Here is a 21,356-nt window from a genome sequence, read left to right as displayed (position 1 = left end):
GAGCGCGAAGCTGGCGATAACCATTTGAAAGAAGGTATTTTTTATGCTTACGATTAAGGCAAATATTAGCGTTGAGGTCGCAATTTCGCTTCCTGCGGCTCTGACGATCGCACTTATTCTGAAGACGCTCGCAGAGGTCTTCGCCGGCGGTTAGCGCTGGAGCGATTGTGAGGTGGTGGGTCATGCCGCCACCTCGCGGCGCAACCATCCCATGTGAGTCGCGGAAAACGGCGCCGTCTTATCCCAGACCAGCCAAACCCAATCCGCTGAACCGCCTTTCGCCTCACCGCCAGCTTTCAGATATTCGCCAGGCGGGCACGAAACACGCGGCGTAATAATCCAGACCCGGTGCGGCGGGTGTTCAGCGAACAGCCCGTTGGCGCGCTTAGCGCCGGCGATGAAACGAATGTCAACGAACGCACAAACCTTACCGGTCGCCAGCTCCAGCGCGCGACGGATAAAAGCCTCCGCCCCTTTCGCCCGAAAGAATGGCGGGTTCATCACGAAATTCTCGTAGCGCGCCAGTTCGGCGGAATAGCCGCTCAGGAAATCAATGTGGCCCGCCCAACACCGGTCGAACTCCGCCCGTTTCACCACGTCGCTGGCGCAAGCGTCGTGCCCGGCCGAGCGAAGCGTGTTCACGATGTTGCCCTGTCCAGCGCATGGATCCACGATAGAGCCGACGAACGACTCCACGGTCAGCAGCGCTTCGGTTGCAGCGGTCGGCTCAACATACCAGTCGAGTTCGTCACGCTCCCAGACGTGGGCGTTTTTCTCTGCGGCCTGGCTCATATCACCACCGCCTTCCCGCTCCGCGTCCGGGGCTGCCATCTGCCGCCGATGCGGACCATCTGAACCTCCGGGCCACTCTTTCGCGGACGCGGAATGATGCACTGGCATTGCGTTGGAAGGCCGTTCACCATGTCGGATCGGACGCCATGAACCGCGCCGGTGGTGGGGTTGTTCAGAGAATTGCCGTCGCCATCAAAGCGCATGCACTGGATCACCTGGCAGGAGACGTCATACCCCCTGCCCTTCCAGTAAGCGGTCACCCTCTCAGCCAGGGCAGCGTTGTAATCGCGTTCGTGAGGACGGGTCTTCATGCGGCCTCCGGCATTTCGAGGGTCCGCGTAAGCCGCGCGCGCCAAGCCTCGCGGTCTTCAAGCTGATAGCCACGGCCATAGTGGTTCGTGATCGTCAGGCCGTGCGGCTTGAGCTTCCGGCGAAGGGCGCAAAGGTGCGCCTTGAATGAATTGTTCGGATTATCGAGTTCTGCGAGACCCCGAATTTCACGCGAGACCTCCCAGGTCCAAACGGTGACCACCGGGTTTTTCAGAAAAAGCGTCAGGATCGCCCGCTTCTCCAAAGACAGGCGCCAGCTTTCCGGGAAAACGAACTCCTCTCCGCCGCTCAAGACGCCTTCCAGCCAACCGATACGGGCTTGAAGGGCGTCGATACGCTCCTGGCAACAGGCGCACACGCTCACGTCCACGCCCTCCCCATCTCGGCCGCGAGCTGACGGTTTACCGTGTTTTGGTATTCCCGGCGCCGGCGTTCACGCTGGCCTTTCGGGGCGCGCTCCCAAGCGAGACGGGCTTCGTTCACTTCGGCGTTGGAGGGCGGGTTCAGGGGATTGGGCAGTGTGCTCATGCGCCCCTCCAGCGGTTGCTGGCGGACACCCACTTCACGCCGTTGCGGCGGCACCAATGGGATAGGCCGGTGAACGCTATGCCCAGCTCCATGGCCGCTGCCTCCAGTGTCCATAAGGGATCAGCCGCCATAGCTTTCCGCTTGGCGATTTCATCCTCAGACAAGCGGCATCGAACCTGATTAGGTCTAGCCATCACGCCGCCCCCTTCACTTCACGCGGGCCGCTGGCGTCGAATGCAATGATGTTGCGGCGCGCCTTTTCAGCTGCATCGATCAGCTCTTCGAGCTCGCGAAGCTTCTCACGGGAGGGGATGGATTTGTTCAGGAGCGCCGCAACCGCTTCGCCGCCTTCGCGGGAGACATCGCCGGCCAGCATGTTAGGATCGTCCTCGCAGGGCTTTTGGCCGCCTGCCCGCTCTTCATAAAGCCGCTGATAGGTGCAAAGCAGAGGTCCAGGCTCTCCCGTCTCCGCCGAATATGCGGCGTCCAAAAGAAGTGCGTAGTGGATCGGCAGGATCTGAACGTGATCCGGGTCGCAGGCGTTGCGGAGATAAGACTCGTTCCGCTTACCAATAACCGCTGCAGCGTCCTGAAATGTCAGGGCCGCGCAGACCTGCGTAAGAGCGTCCTCAAAAGACCGCGGCTTGCGCACTTTCACAAAGCGCCTCCCCAATTGTGAATGAAGCCCCGCGCGAACGTCGCTACGCTCGCTCCCGAAAGTGAGGGGCTATGGACTGGATGAAGATGAGCCGGGCGCAGGCCGAGCGTGCGCGCTCCGCGGACGGAGACAGGGCGTCTCTCGCTAGAGCGCGCGCGTCGGCGTTCCTGCGCCGGGCGATGGGAATGAGGGCCGGTCTTGTCGTCATTGAGGGAAATGTTGACGGGGCCAAGAATGGCGTTGCAGCGCCGGACCCGTCCCCCGGCCCCTCTCGCATGACGACCTTTTGTAAACGCCCGTTGACCGGAACGGCTGCGCCGGAGGCTGCCGGGGACGCGACAAGGAATTACGCCGAGGCTGGGGGCGCTGCCCCGGCGCAAGCCCGGCCGGCTCTCGGCGAACCGGGCGGGGAGGAATGAAACGGGTTGCGGATATGCGCCCGGCGCCGTGTGATGCGGCGCATGGGAATTGCGAACGAAGTCCTTCAGTGGTTCGCCGCGCTTGGGTTGCCGGTCATCTTGGTGCTGACACAGCGGTACTGGTTGAAAAGCGATCGCGCCGAGGAAGAAGAGGAAGACCTCTCCAAGCTGATCCATCCTCACATTTCCGGGGGACGGCTGCACATTTTTTTCGACACGCCGGACCGCGGCGCGCCTCATACTCTGAAACTCAAAGCGATATCGCGCGGTTTGAGCTTCTCCGACGAAGCAGACGTCATTCGGGAAAAGCCGAGAGACCGCCTTCGCCCCTTCGACCCCGGCAAAGCGATAGGTGTTCTCGCCGGCCAAACCGAGGTTCGCATCAAGATGCTGCTCAACGAACGGCTTCGTTTTTATACTCGACACCAAGGTCATCCGTTCGCCTCAGTTGTTTTGGTCGGCGAACCTGGAACTGCCGAACTGGAGATCACGTGGGTCAGACGACGGCGACGCCAGCGCCGAGCAGAGCGAATATTGGATATCCCCCAAACGATCGATGTCCCGGTGATCAGCCCGGAAGAAGCAAGGGCAATCCAAGAACCGGACGACATCTGAACCACATTCAGCGCCAGCCCATGGACCAAGCCCGATCCGTAGGTGATGCTGCATGCAAGGATAGCCATGCCGCCCGGGGTGAGCCGGCCGATACGATCTTGAAGGCCGCGCAGCATTCAGGCCGCCTCCCCTGTGGTGGCTTGATCGGCCTCCTCCATGGTGGGTTTTTCGAATTCGTCCGCGCGCGACAAATTTGCGATCCGTTGGCGCGCACAAAGCTCTGCAAAACAGATCGACGACGGAATTCCTTCGGCGAGCAGGTCAATGAAGCGACAGTCGAACCAATCGATATCCTCAGAGGTCATCTAGGCGGCCTCCCCTGTGGTGGTGGAGTTTTGAAATGCTCTTCGTAGAAAAGATGGAGAGGGCTCGGATAGAACTCGGCCCTCGACAATTAGGAATTTCGTCCTATAGTGCCCGTTCGAAACAAAACAGGAACGGTTATGTTTTTTGCGGACGGGAAAACCAGTGCGGGTGTCAGCGGCCAAACAGTGAAGGTCGCTTTCTACAGGCGCGGCCTTGGCGGAACGACCGAAAGCATCGCCGAGGAGGCGGACCTGACACGCCATGCCCTCGTCAGCACCATCGAGGCGCTGAGCCGGGCCCTCACGGAACTCGATTCCCGTCAGGACCAGGTAGTCGATATGCGGCGACGCGCCTGACATTAGGCCGCGTCCTTCACCGCAATCAGGGATTCCAGCGGCACTCCGGTGATCTGAGTGATCTTCATGGCGATGGGGAGCGCAGGAGTTTTCCTCCCGTTCGCGATATCGCTTATGTATGAGACCGACACACCCACCTCGCCGGCGAGGCCGACGAAGGAATTGCCCTTGGATTTGCGCCATGTCGATAAACTGTCCATGACGCCTAACTACGCTCTAAGCGTATCTGCGGTCAAGCCAAAATTACGCTCTCCGCTTGACGACGAATTTCACAAGGCACGGCATGATACGCGCATGGCGGATACATTCTATTTGAAGGAATGGCGTAAGCACCGGGATCTGACCCAAGGTCAGCTCGCAGAAAAGGTCGGCGTGTCGGTCGTTCACATATCCGAACTGGAACGGGGCAAGAAAAGCTATACCCGTCCCATGCTGGTCAAGCTTGCCGACGCGCTGGGCGTGCAGCCGGCCGACCTTATCTCAAGGCTCCCCGATCAGGGCGCAGACATCGTGTCTATCTGGGACCGCATTCCGACAAACAACCGCAGCCAGGCTCGCGACATACTCGAAACCTTCACCAAAAAGAGCGGCTAAATGCTACGTCTCGGCATAGCGGTGGCGCTCGCCTCAAGCAGCGCAGCCGCACAGGATTTGAGCGAATCCCAATGGGCGAAAGTGTTTGAAAGTGTGCCCGTTCTCAACAAGGGCGAGACGTTGGATCGCATGCCATCTCCGACCGAGCGTGAGAAAATATCTTCCGCCATCAAGGACCGGCTGAAAGACCCAGAATCGGCCCGCTTCAAATGGACCTCGCTCCGCGTGCCGCGGGATGGGCTGGGAACCTACTGCTTCCTAACCAATGCCAAAAACAGCTTTGGCGGCTACACCGGTTTTGAGGCGCACTCCATCACTACGGTTGCGCGAGAGGGCGAGATAGTCGCAGCGATTATGATAGGCTCGCAGGACCGGCAGGATTACACCGTTCGCCTTTGCGCGCGAGAGGGTTACGACGACCTACACACCGCAGAGGAATTAAGCGAATAGCATTACCTTGAAAATTTAATTACGCTTTAAGCGTATTTCTTTCTTGACGAATAATTACGCTCTCAGTTAATGTGTCTCCAACGTTGATGGAGACACGACATGCCGCAAGGCGATTTCCAAAAAGACATCGACACCCTCAAGGCTGAAGCGCGCGAAATGCGCTCAGACATCGAAGGCGTTCAACTCGGGCTGGCGATCACTGTTGGCCTGGTTGTTCTCGCCGGACTGCTGATTGCCGGCGGGTTTATCGGCGCGGCGCTGATGGCGGGGCTTCTCTAATGCTCCACGTCAGTTTCATCCCGAATATATTCCCGGCCGCAGTTTTCATTGTTGCACCGGTAAACCGCGGTCCATCTGCCGCGGTAAAACGCGCCTTCGCGGCTGACCAGCGCCATGCGGCCTTCCCCGCATGTGAGGCACCGCTCCCGCGGATCCGCGACTTCCTCGACCAGCTTCGCTTCAAGCTCTGCAATTCGGCGCTCGTGTTCGTCCAGACGGACGGCGAGCTCGCCAACCTTCGCCGCGCGCTGAACCCAGCGCCACACGCGGCCAGTCCATCCAATCGATTCAGCTTCACCCATGAGCGCGACGTTACGACCAGTCGCGGGAAAGGAAAACCCATGTACGGACCTCGCTCAAATGGCGACTGGCGAGAGCGTGAAGCGGCCCACCGGGGCACAGCTCAGCCTGAGCCCGGCCGCCACCGCATTCTGAACGCCGCCCGCCTGACGGTGGGCGAGGAATGGTTCGGGCGCCGCCGGGGCTATGACTGGCTCCGCGAGGTTCTGCAGGACGCCGGGTTCGACGCCCCGCAAACGGGTCGCGAGCATGACTGGCTGGCTCTGCAGAAGGCGCTCGCCGCGCAGGGTTTCCGCAAGGTTCCTAAGTCAGAGGCCCGCCCCGGCGACCTGTTCATTCAGGCGACGGGTCATTCCGGGCAGGTCTGCGTGGTCTGCACGTCCACCCCCTATAACGCCCACGGGATTCGTCACCGCGACCCGCAGACGCCGCCGAAAGACTGGCGCCCGACGCACGGCATCACGTCCGAACGCGGTTCGGTCGTGCAGGTCCGCAGCCTCAACGAATACCACGACACCGACGATGCCGCCGGGAACGATTTCTGGCGCGCGCCGGATGATGACGGCCTTCGCGCCGTTCCCGCCCCTGTCGCGGCCAAGCAGATGGAGGCGGCGTGATGGACACCGAACGCATCCTCTTTCTTGCCGACTATATCGAAAGTCATCCTGAACAGTTCGATATGCGGGAGCTGGACCATTTGTGCGGGGCGCCCTGCTGCATTGCTGGTCACGCGAATGCGCTCTGGGGCGGCAAATGCTGTTCGGGTGATAGCGCTAAAGAGATACTCGGGCTCTCGGACACCCAAAAGAATCACCTGTTCTTCATGTCTAGGACAGGGCTGGATCTGGGCGAAGTGGGAGCCCCCCTTGGAGCCGCCGTCCTCCGCCACCTTGCCGCTACCGGCGAAGTGGACTGGTCGGCCGAGCCAGCGCGCAAGCCTCTCCCTGAAAGCCTGACGTCGCTGCTGCATAGCCGGAGCGCCAAAGGCGTGAGGACCGAGCAAAGCGAGGGCGCATCATGACCCGCTTCCGCCCCACCATCGGCATAGCCGCTGAGCGCATCGCCACGGCTGCCCTGTTCATCTTCATCATGGCGTCTCTGTATCTCGCCTGCACGGCTGGAGCCGCCGCGACCGGAGGGCTGCCGCAATGAACCAGCCCATCACAAGAGCCGAATGGGAGCTGTCCGGCGCCACGTCCGACACGGTCGAGGAAATCAAGGACATCTTTGGCGACCTGTGGTCTGGCGACTGCCGTTCCGCGGGGCTGCGCGACCTGCGCAAGCTCCGGCGCCAGCTCACCGCCCAGCTCGCCGCCATGGACGAGGTCATCGACCGCATGACGGCGGACCAGCCCAAGCTGGAAGTCGTGGCGTCCAATGAGCACGCGCCTTTCACCGTTCTGCACGGGACCGGCGACGTGATCCGCTCCAACGAACCCGATCCGTTCAACAGGGCCGTGAGTGACGTGTTCTCAAACCGCCCCTTTGGCGGAGACGGGCCGGAGGCGGCGTGATGGCTCGCACTGACGAAATCGGCGCGCCGCGCCCGGAGAAAGACCCAACCGACTATTCGATCCCGCTGATTGAGAGCGATCAGCGCCGGGTGTTGAGCGACCTATACGGGTTCATCCCCCACCACAGCGAAGAAATCATCTTCGGTGAAATCGAGCGCCTGCGCTTCGATGCCGATTGGTGGGAAGACGCCCCGATAGACGATGACGACATTGGGCCTGACGAGCCGGTCGCGGATGAGTCGGTGCTGGACGAAGTGACCCGCCTTGTCGTCGCCGGCGACCGCACTCAGGCCCTGATCGTTGTCGAACGCGCCATGCTCGTGCGCCCGGAGGAAGACCTTCAGGCCGCATACGACGCCGCGCCCAAATTCTCCCCTTCCCACGGAACGCATCAATGAAGATCACGATCGAACGCGACGCGCTGCTCGCCGCGATGAACCATGTCGCCACGGCAGTCCAGAAGCGCACAACCATCCCGATGCTGGAGAACGTGCTGCTGAAAGCGGAGACCAATGACTGCGTGGAGCTGAGCGGGACGGACCTGGACATGGAGGCCTCCGCGCTGGCGCAAGCCGCTGTTGAACAGTCCGGCCAAGCGACTGTTTCAGCTGACCGCCTGCGCAATATCGCCCGCTCACTTCCGCCGGGCGCCAACGTCCAGATTGAGCTTGCTGATAACGGGAATGCCGTTCACATCAAGTCTGGCCGGTCGCGCTTCCAGTCGCCCAGTCTGGACCCGCGCGACTGGCCTTTGCTCAAAGGCCCGGAGGAAGCCGAGCCGCTTCGGATTGACGCGAAGGCGCTTGCTGCGGCTTTGGAGGGCGTGCGCTTTACCGCCATGCCTCACGGCAAGGGCTCTGACAATCTCGCGGTCGTCTATTTCGATTTCGAGAAGACTGGCCTGCTTCGTCTGGTCGCCACGAACCGCCATATCCTTGGCCATGTCGCGCTAACCATCGAGGGCGCGCCGCCCGCATCATTCTCGCTGCATACCAACCATGCGGCCGCTCTCTCGGGCTTTCTCAAGTCCGCCGAGGGCGAGGTTACGCTCGCCTCTGACGGGCGCGTCATGCGGGCAACGCGCAAGGGCGCGACCCTGACAACGAAGCTCTATGACGGCCCCTATGTCGATTGGGAGCGGATTGTCCCCCGCGAGACCCAAGAAACGACCGCCTTTGACAGGGAAGGCCTGCGCATCGCCGTCCAGCGCGCCGCGATCATGGTCGATGAGCAGAGCAATCTGACGAAACTGGATGTCGGCAAGGATTCCGTGACCATCATTGGCCAGGGCGAATTCGGCGCATCCGGCCACGACGAGATAGCCGTGGAAAGCACGGGTGAGATGAGCGTCGGGTATAATGGCCGCTATCTCAGCGAAATTCTCTCTGCGCTCAGCGGCGCGCGCACGGACCTCAAATGGTCCAGCCCGACTAGCGGTTCGCTGCTGTGCTGCCCGGATGCCCCTGATCATTTCTACCTGCTGATGCCGGTGCGGATATGATCGCCCGCTCTCTCGTAATCCTCGGCCTTTTTCTCACGGCCACGACCATCGCCGCGTCCATCCATGACGCTTTTGGCTGGCGCGGGACGCTCTGTGCCCTGTCAGCCGCCCTCACCGCTCTTTCCGTGATCGGACTCCGCGCTCTTGAGGGGCGCGTGGTCCGGCACTGACGAACTGGAGACCGATATGTCCGAAGTCGAACACCGTGCGCAGCGCCAGATCGAAGCCGCGCAGATGCTCCGGAAGAATTACGCCGCCGTGGTCGAAGGCGATCCGGAAATGCTCCACGACCTGCTGGAGGGCGAGACGGACCTATTCGAGATGATCGACAGGCTGATCGTCTCCAGCGACGAAGCCGAAGTCATCGTGGACGGGATCAAGAAGCGCGAGGAAGAGCTTCAGGCGCGGCGCAAGTTCGCAGAGGACCGCAAGGCGCGTATCCGGACGCTGATCGAACAGGCTATGTCGGTGGCTGACCTCAAGACGCTCAAGCGCCCGCTGGCCACTCTCTCGCTGTCCGCCCGCAAGCCGGACGTGAAGGTCACCGAAGAGGCCGATATCCCGACGCAATTCTGGAAGGCGGGCAAGCCGCGCCTCGACAAGGCCGGACTGCGCGCTGCGCTGGAAGCCGGGGAAACGATCCCCGGAGCCGCGTTTGGCAACGCCGCCCCCACGCTCATCGTCCGCAAGAAATAGGAAGCCCGATGAACGCTCTCAGCAAACCCTCCGAATATTCGAGCTCGCAGCTTGCGCTGATCAAGCGCACCGCGGCGGCCGGGCTCACCGACGATGAATTCTCGCTCTTCATCGAACTCTGCCGGCGCAACCGGCTGGACCCGTTCCGAGGCGAGGCCTCGGCCATCGTGTTCAGCGCCAAGAGTCAGGACAAGCGCCGCGTTGCGCTCGTCGTCGGGATCGATGGCCTCCGCAAGATTGCCGACCGGCAGGACACCTACGCGCCGGACGAGCAGCCGCCCGAATACGAATACGACGACAGCCTGAAAGGCCCGACCAATCCGCTTGGGATCGTGAAATGCACGGTCTACGTCAACAAGCTCCGTAAGGGGCGCTGGTTCCGGACGCCGGGCGTCGCTTACTGGGACGAGTTCTGCCCGGTCGTGGACGAATGGGCCTACGACCAGCAGGCCGGCAAGCGCAAGCCCACCGGCAAGAAGATGGCGGGCGGCAAATGGGGCGACATGCCCCGCCACATGATCGCTATCGCCGCCGAGCGACAGGCGCTCCGCAAGGGCTGGCCCGACGCCTTCGGCGACCTCTACGCCGAGGAAGAGGTGGAACGCTCCGAAACCGAGCCCAACGCTGCCGAGGCGGTGAAGAACTTCGAGAAACAGGAGCGGCTGGAAGCGATGGGCGGCGCCAACGCCATCATGTTTCAGTTCGACCCGAACGGCGACCTCGAGCGCGTTCCGGTAGGCAAGGTCGCTGACCGGATCATGGCGCACATCGAAGACTGCGGCACCTTCTCGGAGCTCAAGCTCTTCGAGCAACGCAATCGTCACAGCCTCCGCGAGTTCTGGGCCAACTCACAGGGCGATGCGCTGGAGGTCCGCAAGGCTCTGGACGCCAAGCTGACATCGCTTGCGCCGGTCAATGATGACGCGGACGAGCCGGAGGCTGCTGAAGCCTGATGAGCCGCGAACTCTTCATCCTCGACATGCCCGGCGGTCCAATCCGCCAGAAGGTGCTCCGCCTGGTGCAGGAAGCCCCCGACAAGACGCGCGTGGAGATGAAGGACGCAAAGCGCTCCGACGAACAGAACGCCCGCATGTGGGCGATGCTCGGGGACATATCCAAGCAAGTCGAATGGTTCGGCTGCCAGTGGACCAAGGAAGACTGGAAAGAGCTGTTCGTCCGCGAGCTGCAGCGCGAAACCCGGTTCATGCCCGGCATGGACGGCGCGCCGTTCCCGCTAGGTCACCGCTCAAGCGACCTCTCCGTTGGCGAGATGAGCGGTGTGATCGAGATCATGTTCAAGTTCGGGGCCGAACAGGGCGTCGAGTGGTCGGAACCGGTCAGGCAATTTGCCGGCCCGGAAAGCGCGCCGGACCGGGCTGATGAAGCCGACGCTCGCCCCGCCAACGACTCCCCCGAACCTGACGGCCCAGTCGACTACCGGGACGCCATGGAGCGCGGCCGCACGGCCCAGAGCATCGACCTCATAGAAGCCATCACGCGCCGGATCCAGAAACACGGCTTTAGCCAGCCTGTCAGCGATGACGGGAAGGAGGCCCTGCGCATGGCCCTCTCGAAGCGGCGCAATGAGCTGCGAGAGCGCGAACAAGACGCAGCCTGAATTCACAAAGGAGAGAGACATGGACGACGTTACACAGCCGCAGAGCCTTGATCAGGCGGGACAGGAGAGACTCCGCAGCTTCATCCAGCGCATTGAGCGGCTGGAGGCCGACAAGGCCGAAATCGCCGCTGATATGAAAGAGGTCTATGCCGAGGCGAAGTCGATGGGTTTCGATACCAAGATCATGCGCCAGGTCGTGCGCCTGCGGAAAATGGACCAGCAGGACCGCAGCGAGCAGGAGTCGATCCTCGACCTGTATCTGCATGCAGTGGGCGACGCGTGATGCAGGGCTTGATCGTAGACTCCTTCGCCGGCGGCGGCGGCGCGAGCTGCGGCATTGAGATGGCGCTGGGCCGTTCGCCCGACATCGCCATCAATCACGATGCCGACGCGCTCGCCATGCACGCCGTCAATCACCCGGACACGCTGCACCTGACGGAGAATATCTGGCAGGTGGACCCGGACGATGTCTGCGGGTCGCGGCCCATCGACCTGTTCTGGGCCTCGCCCGACTGCAAGCATTTTTCCAAGGCCAAGGGCGGCACGCCGGTCAACCAGAACATTCGCGGGCTGGCCTGGGTGGTGGTGCGCTGGGCTCAGCGGCGTCCGCCAGAGCGTCGTCCTCGCGTGATCCTCTTGGAGAATGTCGAAGAATTCAGGGACTGGGGACCGGTCCTGGTCGCCGAGGATGGCAAGGCCGTGCCGTGCGCGAAGCGGCGTGGCGAGGAATTCAAGGCGTGGGTGAAGGCGCTGCGCCAGCTGGGCTATCGCGTCGACTGGCGGGAGCTGCGCGCTTGCGACTATGGCGCGCCGACGATCCGCAAGCGGTTGTTCATCATCGCCCGCCGCGACGGCCAGCCGATTGTCTGGCCCGAACCGACGCACGCCCCCGTCGACGATCCGCGCGTGATCGCGGGCCAGCTGAAACCGTGGCGCTCCGCCGCCGACATAATCGACTGGTCCGCGCCCTGCCCGTCCATCTTCGACACCAGCGCGCAGATCATGGAAAAGTTCGGGGTCCGGGCAAAGCGGCCGCTGGCCCCGGCGACCGAGCGCCGCGTGGCGCGCGGCGTCCAGCGTTACGTTCTGGACAATCCGGAACCGTTCATCGTCTCGGTTGCGCACGGCGACAGCGGCGGGCGGCGGGAATATCCGCTGGACGATCCGCTGGGCACGCTGACGCAAAGCCCGCAGCACGCGGTTGTCGCGCCAGTGTTCACCTATGGCCAGCAAGGCGGGGCGGTTCGCTCGCCCGAGGAGCCGCACAGCACCGTGACAGCTTCGATCAAGGACACGAACGCCCTGGTCGTCGCCGCCTTCATGGCGCAGCACAATACCGGGGTGACGGGGCATGACGCCCGCGCGCCGGTCTCCACGATCACCGGACGCGGCACACAGCAGCAGCTGGTCGCTTGCCACATGATCAACATGAAGGGATCGGATCGCCGGGAAAGGCCGATCACGGACCCGGCGGCGACGGGCTGCGCGGGCGGCGGTCACGCCGGAATGGTCGCGGCCTTCCTGACGAAATATTATGGCACCGACCAGGCACAGATCCCTTCCGATCCACTCCACACGGCCACCGCGAAGGCCCGTTTCGGCTTGGTCGCCGTCACAATCGGCGGCGCGGAATGGGTGCTGACCGACATCGGGATGCGGATGCTGACCCCGCGCGAATTGTTCCGGGCGCAGGGCTTCCCCGACAGCTACATCATTGATCACCGTGCGGACGGATCGAAGCTGACCAAGACCGCGCAGACGCGCATGGCGGGCAACAGCGTGTGCCCGCCGCTGGCGGAAGCGCTGGCCCGCGCCAACGCGCCGTTCGCCATGGCGAAGAGAGCCGCCGCATGAGCGCCCACGCCGCCAAACGCCGCAAGCCCACCCTCGCCCAGCAGGTGGCCGTCCTGTTGAAGCAGGGCGCAAAACAGATCGACGTTCGGGTTCAGTCGCTAGAGTCCGAAATCCTCCGGCATAATGTTTGGGGTCAACAAACCGCTCGGCGACCTTCGGTTCTTATAGGCCGACAGGGGCTTCCTCCGGTCAAAGGCAGCTGTGGGAAAACGGTTTCCCGCGCTCGCAGCAAAGTGGATCGGACTGCCACGAAGCACGCGTCTGGCAATGATGCGCTTCTGACCTGTGCTGTTTTCCGGTACGGCCTGCAGCCCCGGCGGCCAGTTCGGCTCCCGTCCTGGCGCCCACGAAACCTCGTCGAATTCCATCTCGGATGGTTTGAGCTGTCCAAAATCGGCATCCGTTATGTCAGAACGGATGATATGAATGCTCCCAACCCCATCGAGCAGATCATCCTCGAATGTCGCCCCTGTAAGATCACAATTCATGAATTGAAGCTTGCCGCGACTGGGCGCGAACCATGCCTGCTGAAGAGTGCAGCGATTGAAATACCAAGCCCCCTGGATTGGCTCGAACCGCGCACAGTCTGCTGCTGTCTCATGCAAACTCGCATTTGCGCCAGACAGACTTGCGAGGGTGAGGTCGCACGTACTGAAGGTGGCTGGCCGGGCATTTCCTTTGAGGCGAAATCCAAGAAGACTCACACCTGGAATGCTTGCGCCTCGAATAGTCGCATTCGCCAGATCCAGCCTTTCTTCTCGAGCATACCGATAAAACGTTTCAACGAGGTCGGTCACCTCTTGGCCGGTCTTTTTACGATATTGAAGGTCATCGCGGAGGGAGCGTATCAGCGTTGCTCTCTCGACTTCCCTGCTGAGCGCTCGCGCGGGTGCTTCCTGCCTCCATCGGCGCAGATCGCCGTATGCAATAACAAACGCCGCGACTGCGGCGACTGCGGCAATGAGCGCTCCAATGTCACCCGTAACACCAAGCCAGCCAAGAACCGCTTCCATGTTCAGTCGCCATTCGCTCACGCTGATCTCCGATCATTTTTTTCGTCAGCTTTCAGTGCGCAGTACCAGCACCCGCGTTTTCTGCCTAGCATTGGCGGAAGTCCGACATGCCCATGAACACGCAGCAAGTAAGCCGCCTGACCACCTCAGAGGTCTGCGCGCTGGCTCGCTACGGCAAAGCCACGCTCTGGCGGCGCATACGCGAGAAGCAGATGCCTCCTCCGGTGGACCGGGGCCGGGAGTCCCTTTTCGACCGAAAAGCTGTGGAGAAAGCCCTGGGCTTGGTTGACGATGATCAAACCCCGGCGCTCTCATTCAACGCGGATGCCTACCGTGAAGCTGAATCTTCCTAGATACGTCGTCCCGAAACCTCAGAAGTCGGGAACGCTTCACTATTTCCAGGTCCCGAAAAAGCTCCGGCCAGAGGGCTGGCCGGCGACGGTGCGCCTGCCGATCAAGAGCGAAGAGCGCGTCGGCGGCCGGGCCGAGATGCTCGCCGTCATTCGTGATGGCGACAAGCTCAACAGGAAACTCGACGAAGAGCGCGACATGGCGCGCCGGGGCGTCACCCGCGGCCCTGCAGAGGGCACGCTCCCTTGGCTCAATACGAGCTATCAGACAGACCCGGACGTCGATTTCAGGGCGCTCGCAAAGCGGACCAAGGAGAGCTACGACCAGGCCGCGAGGAAGATCCTTCTGTGGTCCGAGAAGATTGACCCGCCCCACCCGCACGTCGCGCAACTGGACTGGCCCTTCATCAAGCAGTTTCTCGACGTCTTCTCGGATCGGCCGCACACCAAGAGGATCGTCCGCGCCTACCTGAAGCTCCTGCTCGATCACGCGGTTGATAAGGGTGTGCTGCGAGAAAATCCGATACCGCTCAATCGGCGGACGCGCCGGAAGAACAAGAACCAGAGAACTCTTGTTGTCTGGTCAGACGCCCTCGTGCAGAGCGCCGTTGATCTCTGCGACCAGGCGGGCGCGCCGTCCATGGGCACCGCTATCCTGATCGGCTTCGACCTGATGCAATATCCCGATCAGATTATCGGGATGCGAAGGCATCAGGACTATCTCCCAGAGACCGGCGAGTTCCAGTTCGAACGAAACAAGACTGGCGTGCCCGTCCGGGTAAATGCTTCGCGCCGGGTGCGGGCGCGTCTGTCGAAAAGCCGCACCCTTTATCTCGTCGTGAACGAGGAGACCGGCCAACCGTGGCGGCGCCGGGCGTTTAACGACCGCTTCCGCGCGATCATGGACAGCGACGAGCGCACGAAGGGCGTCCAGTTCGGATGGCTCCGGCACTCAGGCGTGATTGAGAGCGACCAGGCGGGCCTGACTGAAAAGCAGATCGCGGATATCGGCGGCTGGAAGAGCACCCAGTCCGTCAAGAACATCCTCGACAGCCACTACCGGATCCGCGATCCCATCGTCGCAAACCTCGGGCAGAAACGCCGGGAAGGCTGGCGGGCGCGTCAGGAGCGCGAACGCGCCAAGAACGGATAGTTGGAAGTCCTGTTGGAAGCCGGTTGGAAGGACGTCGGCTAAGTCCTTGAAAAAATGGTGAGCCGGCAGGGGTTCGAACCCTGGACCTACTGATTAAAAGTCAGTTGCTCTACCAACTGAGCTACCGGCTCACGCGGCGCGGCGAAACGCGCGCTTGAAGAGGGCGTAGTTAGACGGCCCGGGGCGTCGTTGCAAGACGGTGATATCAGCCTTTTTCCGCGCCCGCTGATATTTTTTTGCGCAAGGACTCCAGCGTCCCGTCCGCAATGGCGGCGCGGATACGCGCCATCAGCCCCTGATAATAGGCCACGTTGTGCCAGGAGAGCAGCATCGGGCCCAGCAATTCGCCCGCCTTGAACAGGTGATGCAGATAGGCGCGGGAGTAATCCCGGCTGGCCGGGCAGTCGCTTTCGGGGTCCAGAGGCGTGTCATCCTCGGCGAATCGGGCGTTTTTCACGTTCACCGGCCCCGCATCCGTCCAGGCCTGACCATGGCGGCCCGAGCGCGTGGGGATGACGCAATCGAACATGTCGACGCCGCGGGAAACCGCCTCGATGATGTCCACGGGGCGCCCGACGCCCATCAGATAGCGCGGACGGGCGGCGGGAAGGTGCGGAACGGTGGCCTCCAGCACCTCCATCATGGCCGAAAACCCCTCCCCCACGGCCAGCCCGCCGATGGCGTAACCGTCCATTCCGATCTCAAGAAGCCCCTCCGCGGAGGCTTTTCTGAGCTCGGGATAGGTGGATCCCTGCACGATTCCGAACAGGGACTGGCCTTCGCGGTCGCCGAAAGCGGCCTTGCAGCGTTTCGCCCAGCGCAGGGAAAGCTGCATGGATTCCTCCGCCGCCGGACGCTCGGCGGGGAAATCGGTACATTCGTCGAGCTGCATGGAGATGTCCGCGCCCAGCAGATCGGCCTGGATTTCGATGGCCCGTTCGGGGGTCAGCATGTGTGAAGAGCCGTCAATATGGCTCTGAAACTTCACGCCTTCCTCGGTCAGCTTGCGCAATTGCGCCAGCGACCAGACCTGAAACCCGCCAGAATCGGTGAGGATCGGGCCGGCCCAGCGCATGAATTTGTGCAGCCCGCCGAGGCGGGAAACGCGCTCCGCCCCCGGACGAAGCATCAGGTGATAGGTGTTTCCGAGGATGATATCGGCCCCGGTTTCGCGCACCTGATCGGTATAAAGCGCTTTCACCGTGCCCGCCGTGCCCACCGGCATGAAGGCCGGCGTGCGGATTTCGCCGCGCGTGGTGGTCAGAACGCCGGTGCGCGCATCGCCGTCGCGGGCGGAAATATCAAACGGAAACTCGGCCATTACGCATCTTTTCGATCGGGAAACAGGAGGCAGGCGTCGCCATAGGAGTAGAAACGGTAGCCATTTTGTATGGCGTGGGCGTAGGCGGACTGCATGGTTTCAAGCCCGCTCATGGCGCTGACCAGCATGAAAAGCGTCGATTTGGGCAGGTGGAAATTGGTCCAGAGCGCGTCGGCGACCTTAAATTCATAGCCCGGCGTGATGAAAATATCGGTGTCCGCCGCGCCGGGGGCGACATGTCCGGCCGCGTCCGCCGCCGCTTCCAGCGTGCGCAGCGCCGTGGTGCCGACCGGGACGACGCGATTTCCGCGTGCTTTGGCCGCCGCGATGGCCTCGGAAGCCGCCTCCGAGATCTCGTAATACTCCGCGTGCATGACATGGGCGTCGGTATCGTCCGCCTTTACGGGCAGGAAGGTGCCGGCGCCGACATGCAAAGTGACGCGAGTCTGCTCGATTCCGCGTGATTTCAGGGCGTCAAACAGCCTGTCGGTGAAGTGCAGACCCGCCGTCGGGGCCGCGACGGAGCCCTCTTTTTCGGCAAAAATGGTCTGGTAATCGTCCAGATCCGCCTCATCCAGCGCCCGTTTTCGGGCGATATAGGGCGGCAAAGGGGGCGCGCCGGCCGCTTTTATGGCCTCATCCAGCGCCTTTCCCGCACGGTCAAAGCGCAAGAGCGCCTCGCCGCCATCCGCTTTCTCGGCCACTTCGGCGGAAAGACCGTCAAAATCGACCCGGTCGCCGGGGCGCAGGCGCTTCGCCGGGCGCACGAAGGCGCGCCAGGCGTCCTCAGCCTCCCGCTTGTGGAGATTGACCTCGATCGCGACGTCCCCGCCGCCGCCCTCTGCGCGCGCCGAGCGGGTCCCGTTCAGCGCGGCGGGGATGACGCGGGTATCGTTGAAAACCAGCAGATCGCCGGGCGCCAGCAGGTCCGGAAGGTCCAGCACGCCGCGATCCGCCAGTGTCTGACCGGGGCGCACCACCAGCAGGCGCGCGGAGTCGCGCGGGCGGGCGGGCCGCAGGGCGATCCGGTCTTCGGGCAGGTCGAAATCGAACAGGTCAACGCGCATAGGGTGCGGACCTAACCCGAAACGCCCCGGTTCGGGAGAGGTATTTCACATGACGCGGAATTCATTTCAGGCCCCCGTCCCCCGCCGATAAGCTGACAGAATGGCTTTCAGGCGGTTTGCGGCCGCGTTGATCGGGCTGGTCCTGTGGACCGGCGCCGCAGAGGCGGCGCCGCAAACCCATGCCTATGGCGAGGATCCGCGGCAGACGCTGGATATTTATGGCGATGATGGTCTGACGGACGCGCCCGTGCTGCTGCATGTTCCGGGCGGGGGCTGGGCCAATCAGGACAAGGCCATGGCCTGGTCGATCCCGCGCATGGCGAGCCGGGAGGATATCCTGCTGGCGGTGATGGATTATCGCGCGCCGCCGGACTTCGACGCCGCCGACCAGGCGCAGGATGTGGCCATGGCCGTGGCGTGGCTGAAGGCCAATGCGGCGGCGCATGGCGGCGACCCGGACCGCATATTCGTCATGGGCCATTCGGCGGGCGGGCATCTGGCCGCGCTGATCGGGGTCGACCCCTTCTATCTGGAGGCGCAAGGGCTGAATTTGAGCGACCTGGCCGGAGTGATCCTGCTGGACGGTGCGGCCTATGACGCGGCCTTGCAGGCAGATTATCTGAAATCGGTCTATGGATCGGAGAACGCCTCCGCCCATATTTTCGGGCCGGATATCAGCGTTTTCACCCCGGCCGACCGCGTCAGGCCGGACATGGGAACGCCGCCCTTCCTGATCCTGTATGTCAGTCAGCGCGGCTATGGCATCCGGCAGGTTCACGCGCTGGAAGCGGCGTTCGACGCCGCAAGTGTGGATTACGAAACCGCCGCGGTGCGCGACAGCGACCACGTGCGGATTGCGTACGAGTTTGGAGAGCCGGGCAATCCGGCCGGACGCGCCGCGGCGCGCTTCATCCGCAAGCATTCCGGGCGGTAGCTATTGCGCGGCGGGTTCGGGCAGGGTTTGCGCCGCGCCGTGGGCGCGCGCCAGCAAAGCCTCGCAATCTGCGTCCCGACCATCGCCCAGCTCCACAAACGGCAGGGCCGCCAGACCGCCGGTGAGCGAACCCAGAAGCGCCGCCGCACCCGCCTGAAGCGCGGTCTCGCCGGCATCGACGCCAATGGCGGGGTTGCGCAGCGTGCCGCGGATCACCGGATCGCCCAGAAGCGAGCCCCAGCTGACATCCTTGGCGTCGGTTTCCACGGTCAGGTCCAGCGACTCGTCATCCAGATTCACCGTGCCGTCCAGAACGATCAGGCTGTCCTGACTGTCGAACACCACGGGCGCGGCGCGGGCCAGCCCGTCCTCCACCGCGAAGCGGGCGACGGCGCAGTTCAGCTCTGTAAATTCAGGATCCTGCGGGTCTTCGGTGAGAAGCAGCAGCAGCACCTCGCCGAGATCCAGCCCCGCCGCCTCGGACCCCAGCTGGCGTATGCGGCCGTCCTGCGCATAGAGCGTGACCGCGCCATTGGCGCTGGAGGCGGCCTGACGGAAACCGTTGCCGGAGGCGGTAATATCCAGCCGGCCCGCAAGCCCCCCTTGCGCGAAACGCCCGTCGGCGAACTGTTCCAGCCGGACATCGCTGAGGCGGCCGTCTATGTCGTGCCGGGGCGTTTCCTCCGAAGCGTCAATCACGACTTCGGCTTCCAGATTGCCGGCTTCCGCCTCGAACGCGATGGGGGCGAAGCGCATGACGCCGTCTTCCAGATTCATGTCCAGCCGCAGCGCCTGCAGGGGAAGCGGACCCGCCTGAACGCTGTCGGCGCGGAAATCGACCCGGGCGTCGACGGCGCGAATACGGGTGAGGTCCAGCGTGGAATCCGGGATCAGGCGGTCGCTGGCGGCGTAGCTGGAATTGATTTCTTCCTGCAGCGCGTTCGTCTCTCCGCTGACGCGGCTGGGCGCGCCGATGATGATGCCCAGATCGTCCAGTTCCAGATTCGTGGACTGCAGGTCAGCGATAATCAGCGGCCGGTCACGGCCCAGCCGGACCTCGAAATCACCGCCCAAGTCGCTGTCGCCCACGATGCCGTCAATGCCTTGCAGCCGCCAGACATCCTCGCCGGCGGAGAGTTCGCCATTCAGCTCATAGGGCGGCGTATCCGGAGCGGCGAGACCCAGAAGGTCTGCGAAATCGGCGAAGTTTTCGCCACGCACGGTCAGCGCGCCGCGCAGGCCGTCCACCTGTGGCCCGGCGATGCGGCCATTAAAGAAGACCGTCGTTCCGGCGCCGGAGCCGACCGCCTCGACATCGCCGCCGGCGGGCCGGCCGGAAGCTGTGGTGATGGTGAATTCTTGCGTGTCGCCGTCCCGGCTGACCACGAAGACGAAATTCTCGATCTCCGCACGGGCGATCTCGTCCAGATTCTTGAGGAAATCGCCGCCCTCTCCCCGGTCCTCGCCCTTCAGGCGGATGCCGGCCTGACCGTCCGTAACGCTGGCGCGCGCAATGAGGGCGCGGCCCGGAAGGATGCCCAGCGGACTGAATCGCAGATCCATCGCGCCCAGCCTGTAGGGCGCGATATCGCCCTGGATTTCCAGGGCGCGCATTTCATAGCCAATGGGAAAAATCTTGAGACGGGCGTGATCCAGCGTGGTGTCGCGGCCCGTCGCGGTTTCAATCGCCCATGCGCTGAGCGGCGTCGCAAACCGCGGCATGGTCAGTAATATCAAGCCAGCCGCCGCGAGGAGCGCGGCGGCGGCGATGATCGTCAAAACCCAGTATTGCGCTTTCAAAATGACGCTCTTTCAAACGCCCCCAGACAAGGGAACGCTAATGGGCGCTTTTTGTTCGAAAGGAGAAAAAAACATAATTACTATTAAAGTTTGTGAGTGCGATTTAAGCTTATCCTTTTTTGAAAGTGAGGCGTGATCGATGGCAGCATCCAACCTGAGCGAAGATGAAAACCTCTTTGTAAGCGCACTGAAGAAATTTGAAGGTTATTCTGTAAACACAAACATTCAAAAAGAACTTCGCTGGAGCGACGAGCGCTATGACGAGGTAAAAACATCACTAATCGAAAAAGGCATGATTAGTAAGGCACGTGGGCGAGGTGGTGCCGTTCGACTCTCTTCTGAATTATCCGAGCTACCGTCGAAAAAGAAAAAATCTGTAAGAGAAACTGACCTCTACAAGCCGATGTTAGGGATATTAAACAGCTGGCTTAGAAATGAAATTGGATATTCTGAGCGGAATTTCATCTCTGAAGTGTGCGGAAATAAGCGCCACAAAGGCTACGGGCGCTGGTCACAACCAGATCTAATTGCAGCAGGCTACCGCTCTTTTCAATATTTAGTGCCCGGAAAATATTTAGATATAATTTCCTTTGAAGTAAAAACAGCTAACAATTTTGACATGACTGGTGTTTATGAGGCCGCTGCGCACCTAAGGTATGTCAATTACTCATATCTTATTATAAATGACGAAATATCCTCTTGGAATAAAGAAGACCTAGAGTCCCTAAAAAACGAATGCGAGAGAATTGGCATAGGTCTGATCGAATCAATAAAACCTGACGACAAAGAATGTTGGGAAATCCATGTTAAAGCGCTATTTCAGACCCCTGACCCACAACTCGCTGATGACTTTATTAGAAGAAACTTTTCAGATAAGTCACTCAAGCAAATTGCAGAGCTAATTTAAA

Annotated in this window: 31 protein-coding genes and 1 tRNA gene; 20 read left to right on the top strand and 12 right to left on the bottom strand. The window is 62.0% G+C overall.

All coding sequences use genetic code 11. The features are described from left to right. Window positions 1–180: 180 nt before the first annotated feature. The 4 genes from L338_RS08260 to L338_RS08245 all read right to left on the bottom strand — a co-directional run bounded on the left by L338_RS08260 (window position 181) and on the right by L338_RS08245 (window position 2,308). Window positions 181–792: an SAM-dependent methyltransferase gene (locus L338_RS08260; RefSeq protein ID WP_022697902.1), complete on the bottom strand. Its 612-nt coding sequence runs from the start codon at window positions 790–792 to the stop codon at window positions 181–183. 307 nt (window positions 793–1,099) lie between these two features. Continuing rightward, a complete protein-coding gene (locus tag L338_RS08250; RefSeq protein ID WP_206740808.1) occupies window positions 1,100–1,486 on the bottom strand; it encodes a helix-turn-helix domain-containing protein in 387 nt (128 codons plus the stop codon). Continuing rightward, window positions 1,483–1,650 (bottom strand): hypothetical protein, encoded by a 168-nt coding sequence (locus L338_RS17580; RefSeq protein WP_161624613.1) that lies wholly within the window; start codon window positions 1,648–1,650, stop codon window positions 1,483–1,485. The genes L338_RS08250 and L338_RS17580 overlap by 4 nt, the downstream gene beginning before the upstream one ends. 193 nt (window positions 1,651–1,843) lie before the next feature. Continuing rightward, window positions 1,844–2,308 (bottom strand): hypothetical protein, encoded by a 465-nt coding sequence (locus L338_RS08245; RefSeq protein ID WP_022697899.1) that lies wholly within the window; start codon window positions 2,306–2,308, stop codon window positions 1,844–1,846. A gap of 461 nt (window positions 2,309–2,769) precedes the next feature. Between L338_RS08245 and L338_RS08235 the strand changes: the two genes are divergently transcribed. After that, window positions 2,770–3,342 carry a hypothetical protein gene (locus L338_RS08235; RefSeq protein ID WP_152485847.1) on the top strand — a complete coding sequence of 191 codons (573 nt, stop codon included), beginning with the start codon at window positions 2,770–2,772 and terminating at the stop codon, window positions 3,340–3,342. Window positions 3,343–3,458: 116 nt separating this feature from the next. On the opposite strand, the gene L338_RS08230 is transcribed toward L338_RS08235, so the two are convergent. Continuing rightward, window positions 3,459–3,647, bottom strand: coding sequence for a hypothetical protein (locus L338_RS08230; RefSeq protein ID WP_022697896.1), 189 nt, complete (start codon window positions 3,645–3,647; stop codon window positions 3,459–3,461). A gap of 138 nt (window positions 3,648–3,785) precedes the next feature. On the opposite strand from L338_RS08230, the gene L338_RS08225 reads away from it, so the two are divergent. Continuing rightward, window positions 3,786–4,004, top strand: a complete 219-nt coding sequence (locus tag L338_RS08225) for a hypothetical protein (RefSeq protein WP_022697895.1) — start codon at window positions 3,786–3,788, stop codon at window positions 4,002–4,004. 2 nt (window positions 4,005–4,006) lie between these two features. Here L338_RS08225 and L338_RS08220 read toward each other — a convergent pair whose 3' ends face one another. Continuing rightward, complete coding sequence (locus L338_RS08220) at window positions 4,007–4,204, bottom strand: helix-turn-helix domain-containing protein (protein WP_022697894.1); 198 nt, start codon at window positions 4,202–4,204, stop codon at window positions 4,007–4,009. Between the two features lie 94 nt (window positions 4,205–4,298). Between L338_RS08220 and L338_RS17575 the strand changes: the two genes are divergently transcribed. The 3 genes from L338_RS17575 to L338_RS08205 all read left to right on the top strand — a co-directional run bounded on the left by L338_RS17575 (window position 4,299) and on the right by L338_RS08205 (window position 5,327). Next, window positions 4,299–4,598, top strand: a complete 300-nt coding sequence (locus tag L338_RS17575; RefSeq protein ID WP_022697893.1) for a helix-turn-helix domain-containing protein — start codon at window positions 4,299–4,301, stop codon at window positions 4,596–4,598. Beyond that, window positions 4,599–5,048, top strand: coding sequence for a hypothetical protein (locus L338_RS08210; protein ID WP_022697892.1), 450 nt, complete (start codon window positions 4,599–4,601; stop codon window positions 5,046–5,048). It abuts the gene before it with no gap. Between the two features lie 99 nt (window positions 5,049–5,147). Continuing rightward, window positions 5,148–5,327: a hypothetical protein gene (locus tag L338_RS08205; protein WP_022697891.1), complete on the top strand. Its 180-nt coding sequence runs from the start codon at window positions 5,148–5,150 to the stop codon at window positions 5,325–5,327. Here L338_RS08205 and L338_RS08200 read toward each other — a convergent pair. Next, window positions 5,324–5,629, bottom strand: coding sequence for a hypothetical protein (locus tag L338_RS08200; protein WP_022697890.1), 306 nt, complete (start codon window positions 5,627–5,629; stop codon window positions 5,324–5,326). The two genes, L338_RS08205 and L338_RS08200, sit on opposite strands and share 4 nt — an antisense overlap. A gap of 39 nt (window positions 5,630–5,668) precedes the next feature. Here L338_RS08200 and L338_RS08195 point away from each other — a divergent pair, with 39 nt between their 5' ends. From L338_RS08195 to L338_RS08150, 11 genes are all read left to right on the top strand, one after another. After that, a complete protein-coding gene (locus tag L338_RS08195) occupies window positions 5,669–6,244 on the top strand; it encodes a hypothetical protein (RefSeq protein ID WP_022697889.1) in 576 nt (191 codons plus the stop codon). Further along, a complete protein-coding gene (locus tag L338_RS08190) occupies window positions 6,244–6,648 on the top strand; it encodes a hypothetical protein (protein ID WP_022697888.1) in 405 nt (134 codons plus the stop codon). The genes L338_RS08195 and L338_RS08190 overlap by 1 nt, the downstream gene beginning before the upstream one ends. Beyond that, window positions 6,645–6,779: a hypothetical protein gene (locus L338_RS18105; RefSeq protein WP_022697887.1), complete on the top strand. Its 135-nt coding sequence runs from the start codon at window positions 6,645–6,647 to the stop codon at window positions 6,777–6,779. Before L338_RS08190 ends, L338_RS18105 begins: the two co-directional genes overlap by 4 nt. Next, window positions 6,776–7,141, top strand: a complete 366-nt coding sequence (locus L338_RS08185; RefSeq protein ID WP_022697886.1) for a hypothetical protein — start codon at window positions 6,776–6,778, stop codon at window positions 7,139–7,141. The genes L338_RS18105 and L338_RS08185 overlap by 4 nt, the downstream gene beginning before the upstream one ends. After that, window positions 7,141–7,539 carry a hypothetical protein gene (locus tag L338_RS08180; protein WP_022697885.1) on the top strand — a complete coding sequence of 133 codons (399 nt, stop codon included), beginning with the start codon at window positions 7,141–7,143 and terminating at the stop codon, window positions 7,537–7,539. The genes L338_RS08185 and L338_RS08180 overlap by 1 nt, the downstream gene beginning before the upstream one ends. After that, a complete protein-coding gene (dnaN, locus tag L338_RS08175) occupies window positions 7,536–8,642 on the top strand; it encodes a DNA polymerase III subunit beta (RefSeq protein ID WP_022697884.1) in 1,107 nt (368 codons plus the stop codon). Before L338_RS08180 ends, dnaN begins: the two co-directional genes overlap by 4 nt. Before the next feature lie 186 nt (window positions 8,643–8,828). Further along, window positions 8,829–9,338 carry a siphovirus Gp157 family protein gene (locus L338_RS08170; RefSeq protein WP_022697882.1) on the top strand — a complete coding sequence of 170 codons (510 nt, stop codon included), beginning with the start codon at window positions 8,829–8,831 and terminating at the stop codon, window positions 9,336–9,338. A gap of 8 nt (window positions 9,339–9,346) precedes the next feature. Further along, window positions 9,347–10,291, top strand: a complete 945-nt coding sequence (bet, locus tag L338_RS08165) for a phage recombination protein Bet (RefSeq protein ID WP_022697881.1) — start codon at window positions 9,347–9,349, stop codon at window positions 10,289–10,291. Then, window positions 10,291–10,956: a recombination protein NinB gene (locus L338_RS16490; protein WP_022697880.1), complete on the top strand. Its 666-nt coding sequence runs from the start codon at window positions 10,291–10,293 to the stop codon at window positions 10,954–10,956. Before bet ends, L338_RS16490 begins: the two co-directional genes overlap by 1 nt. A 19-nt stretch (window positions 10,957–10,975) precedes the next feature. After that, a complete protein-coding gene (locus tag L338_RS08155) occupies window positions 10,976–11,239 on the top strand; it encodes a DUF2312 domain-containing protein (protein WP_022697879.1) in 264 nt (87 codons plus the stop codon). Continuing rightward, entirely contained in the window at window positions 11,239–12,810 is a 1,572-nt protein-coding gene (locus tag L338_RS08150; protein ID WP_022697878.1) for a DNA cytosine methyltransferase, read from the top strand. Before L338_RS08155 ends, L338_RS08150 begins: the two co-directional genes overlap by 1 nt. A gap of 98 nt (window positions 12,811–12,908) precedes the next feature. Here L338_RS08150 and L338_RS08145 read toward each other — a convergent pair whose 3' ends face one another. Next, window positions 12,909–13,844: a pentapeptide repeat-containing protein gene (locus L338_RS08145; RefSeq protein WP_152485845.1), complete on the bottom strand. Its 936-nt coding sequence runs from the start codon at window positions 13,842–13,844 to the stop codon at window positions 12,909–12,911. 86 nt (window positions 13,845–13,930) lie between these two features. On the opposite strand from L338_RS08145, the gene L338_RS08140 reads away from it, so the two are divergent. Both L338_RS08140 and L338_RS08135 read left to right on the top strand, forming a co-directional pair. Further along, complete coding sequence (locus tag L338_RS08140) at window positions 13,931–14,176, top strand: helix-turn-helix transcriptional regulator (protein ID WP_022697876.1); 246 nt, start codon at window positions 13,931–13,933, stop codon at window positions 14,174–14,176. Beyond that, complete coding sequence (locus tag L338_RS08135; protein ID WP_152485844.1) at window positions 14,157–15,326, top strand: site-specific integrase; 1,170 nt, start codon at window positions 14,157–14,159, stop codon at window positions 15,324–15,326. The genes L338_RS08140 and L338_RS08135 overlap by 20 nt, the downstream gene beginning before the upstream one ends. 55 nt (window positions 15,327–15,381) lie before the next feature. Here L338_RS08135 and L338_RS08130 read toward each other — a convergent pair. The 3 genes from L338_RS08130 to queA form a co-directional block, all read right to left on the bottom strand. Beyond that, window positions 15,382–15,457: transfer RNA gene (locus L338_RS08130), tRNA-Lys, on the bottom strand. 74 nt (window positions 15,458–15,531) lie between these two features. Beyond that, complete coding sequence (gene tgt / locus L338_RS08125; RefSeq protein WP_022697874.1) at window positions 15,532–16,647, bottom strand: tRNA guanosine(34) transglycosylase Tgt; 1,116 nt, start codon at window positions 16,645–16,647, stop codon at window positions 15,532–15,534. Continuing rightward, window positions 16,647–17,714: a tRNA preQ1(34) S-adenosylmethionine ribosyltransferase-isomerase QueA gene (queA, locus tag L338_RS08120; protein WP_022697873.1), complete on the bottom strand. Its 1,068-nt coding sequence runs from the start codon at window positions 17,712–17,714 to the stop codon at window positions 16,647–16,649. Before queA ends, tgt begins: the two co-directional genes overlap by 1 nt. Window positions 17,715–17,814: 100 nt before the next feature. Here queA and L338_RS08115 point away from each other — a divergent pair, with 100 nt between their 5' ends. Further along, window positions 17,815–18,648, top strand: a complete 834-nt coding sequence (locus L338_RS08115) for an alpha/beta hydrolase (RefSeq protein ID WP_022697872.1) — start codon at window positions 17,815–17,817, stop codon at window positions 18,646–18,648. Here L338_RS08115 and L338_RS16485 read toward each other — a convergent pair whose 3' ends face one another. After that, window positions 18,649–20,448, bottom strand: a complete 1,800-nt coding sequence (locus L338_RS16485) for an AsmA family protein (RefSeq protein WP_022697871.1) — start codon at window positions 20,446–20,448, stop codon at window positions 18,649–18,651. A 139-nt stretch (window positions 20,449–20,587) separates the two neighbouring features. On the opposite strand from L338_RS16485, the gene L338_RS17355 reads away from it, so the two are divergent. Further along, a complete protein-coding gene (locus tag L338_RS17355) occupies window positions 20,588–21,355 on the top strand; it encodes a hypothetical protein (RefSeq protein ID WP_152485843.1) in 768 nt (255 codons plus the stop codon). Window position 21,356 lies beyond the last annotated feature (1 nt).

It is taken from the genome of Euryhalocaulis caribicus (assembly GCF_000412185.1).
In the GTDB taxonomy this organism is placed as follows: domain Bacteria; phylum Pseudomonadota; class Alphaproteobacteria; order Caulobacterales; family Maricaulaceae; genus Euryhalocaulis; species Euryhalocaulis caribicus.
This window is presented reverse-complemented; position numbering and strand designations above follow the sequence as displayed.

Coding starts and splice junctions, on each gene's coding strand:
- L338_RS08260 (WP_022697902.1), bottom strand. CDS start 792: ATGAGCCAGGCCGCAGAGAAAAACGCCCACGTCTGGGAGCGTGACGAA.
- L338_RS17580 (WP_161624613.1), bottom strand. CDS start 1,650: ATGAGCACACTGCCCAATCCCCTGAACCCGCCCTCCAACGCCGAAGTG.
- L338_RS08235 (WP_152485847.1), top strand. CDS start 2,770: ATGGGAATTGCGAACGAAGTCCTTCAGTGGTTCGCCGCGCTTGGGTTG.
- L338_RS08230 (WP_022697896.1), bottom strand. CDS start 3,647: ATGACCTCTGAGGATATCGATTGGTTCGACTGTCGCTTCATTGACCTG.
- L338_RS08225 (WP_022697895.1), top strand. CDS start 3,786: ATGTTTTTTGCGGACGGGAAAACCAGTGCGGGTGTCAGCGGCCAAACA.
- L338_RS08220 (WP_022697894.1), bottom strand. CDS start 4,204: ATGGACAGTTTATCGACATGGCGCAAATCCAAGGGCAATTCCTTCGTC.
- L338_RS17575 (WP_022697893.1), top strand. CDS start 4,299: ATGGCGGATACATTCTATTTGAAGGAATGGCGTAAGCACCGGGATCTG.
- L338_RS08210 (WP_022697892.1), top strand. CDS start 4,599: ATGCTACGTCTCGGCATAGCGGTGGCGCTCGCCTCAAGCAGCGCAGCC.
- L338_RS08205 (WP_022697891.1), top strand. CDS start 5,148: ATGCCGCAAGGCGATTTCCAAAAAGACATCGACACCCTCAAGGCTGAA.
- L338_RS08200 (WP_022697890.1), bottom strand. CDS start 5,629: ATGGGTGAAGCTGAATCGATTGGATGGACTGGCCGCGTGTGGCGCTGG.
- L338_RS08195 (WP_022697889.1), top strand. CDS start 5,669: ATGTACGGACCTCGCTCAAATGGCGACTGGCGAGAGCGTGAAGCGGCC.
- L338_RS08190 (WP_022697888.1), top strand. CDS start 6,244: ATGGACACCGAACGCATCCTCTTTCTTGCCGACTATATCGAAAGTCAT.
- L338_RS18105 (WP_022697887.1), top strand. CDS start 6,645: ATGACCCGCTTCCGCCCCACCATCGGCATAGCCGCTGAGCGCATCGCC.
- L338_RS08185 (WP_022697886.1), top strand. CDS start 6,776: ATGAACCAGCCCATCACAAGAGCCGAATGGGAGCTGTCCGGCGCCACG.
- L338_RS08180 (WP_022697885.1), top strand. CDS start 7,141: ATGGCTCGCACTGACGAAATCGGCGCGCCGCGCCCGGAGAAAGACCCA.
- dnaN (WP_022697884.1), top strand. CDS start 7,536: ATGAAGATCACGATCGAACGCGACGCGCTGCTCGCCGCGATGAACCAT.
- L338_RS08170 (WP_022697882.1), top strand. CDS start 8,829: ATGTCCGAAGTCGAACACCGTGCGCAGCGCCAGATCGAAGCCGCGCAG.
- bet (WP_022697881.1), top strand. CDS start 9,347: ATGAACGCTCTCAGCAAACCCTCCGAATATTCGAGCTCGCAGCTTGCG.
- L338_RS16490 (WP_022697880.1), top strand. CDS start 10,291: ATGAGCCGCGAACTCTTCATCCTCGACATGCCCGGCGGTCCAATCCGC.
- L338_RS08155 (WP_022697879.1), top strand. CDS start 10,976: ATGGACGACGTTACACAGCCGCAGAGCCTTGATCAGGCGGGACAGGAG.
- L338_RS08150 (WP_022697878.1), top strand. CDS start 11,239: ATGCAGGGCTTGATCGTAGACTCCTTCGCCGGCGGCGGCGGCGCGAGC.
- L338_RS08140 (WP_022697876.1), top strand. CDS start 13,931: ATGCCCATGAACACGCAGCAAGTAAGCCGCCTGACCACCTCAGAGGTC.
- tgt (WP_022697874.1), bottom strand. CDS start 16,647: ATGGCCGAGTTTCCGTTTGATATTTCCGCCCGCGACGGCGATGCGCGC.
- queA (WP_022697873.1), bottom strand. CDS start 17,714: ATGCGCGTTGACCTGTTCGATTTCGACCTGCCCGAAGACCGGATCGCC.
- L338_RS08115 (WP_022697872.1), top strand. CDS start 17,815: ATGGCTTTCAGGCGGTTTGCGGCCGCGTTGATCGGGCTGGTCCTGTGG.
- L338_RS17355 (WP_152485843.1), top strand. CDS start 20,588: ATGGCAGCATCCAACCTGAGCGAAGATGAAAACCTCTTTGTAAGCGCA.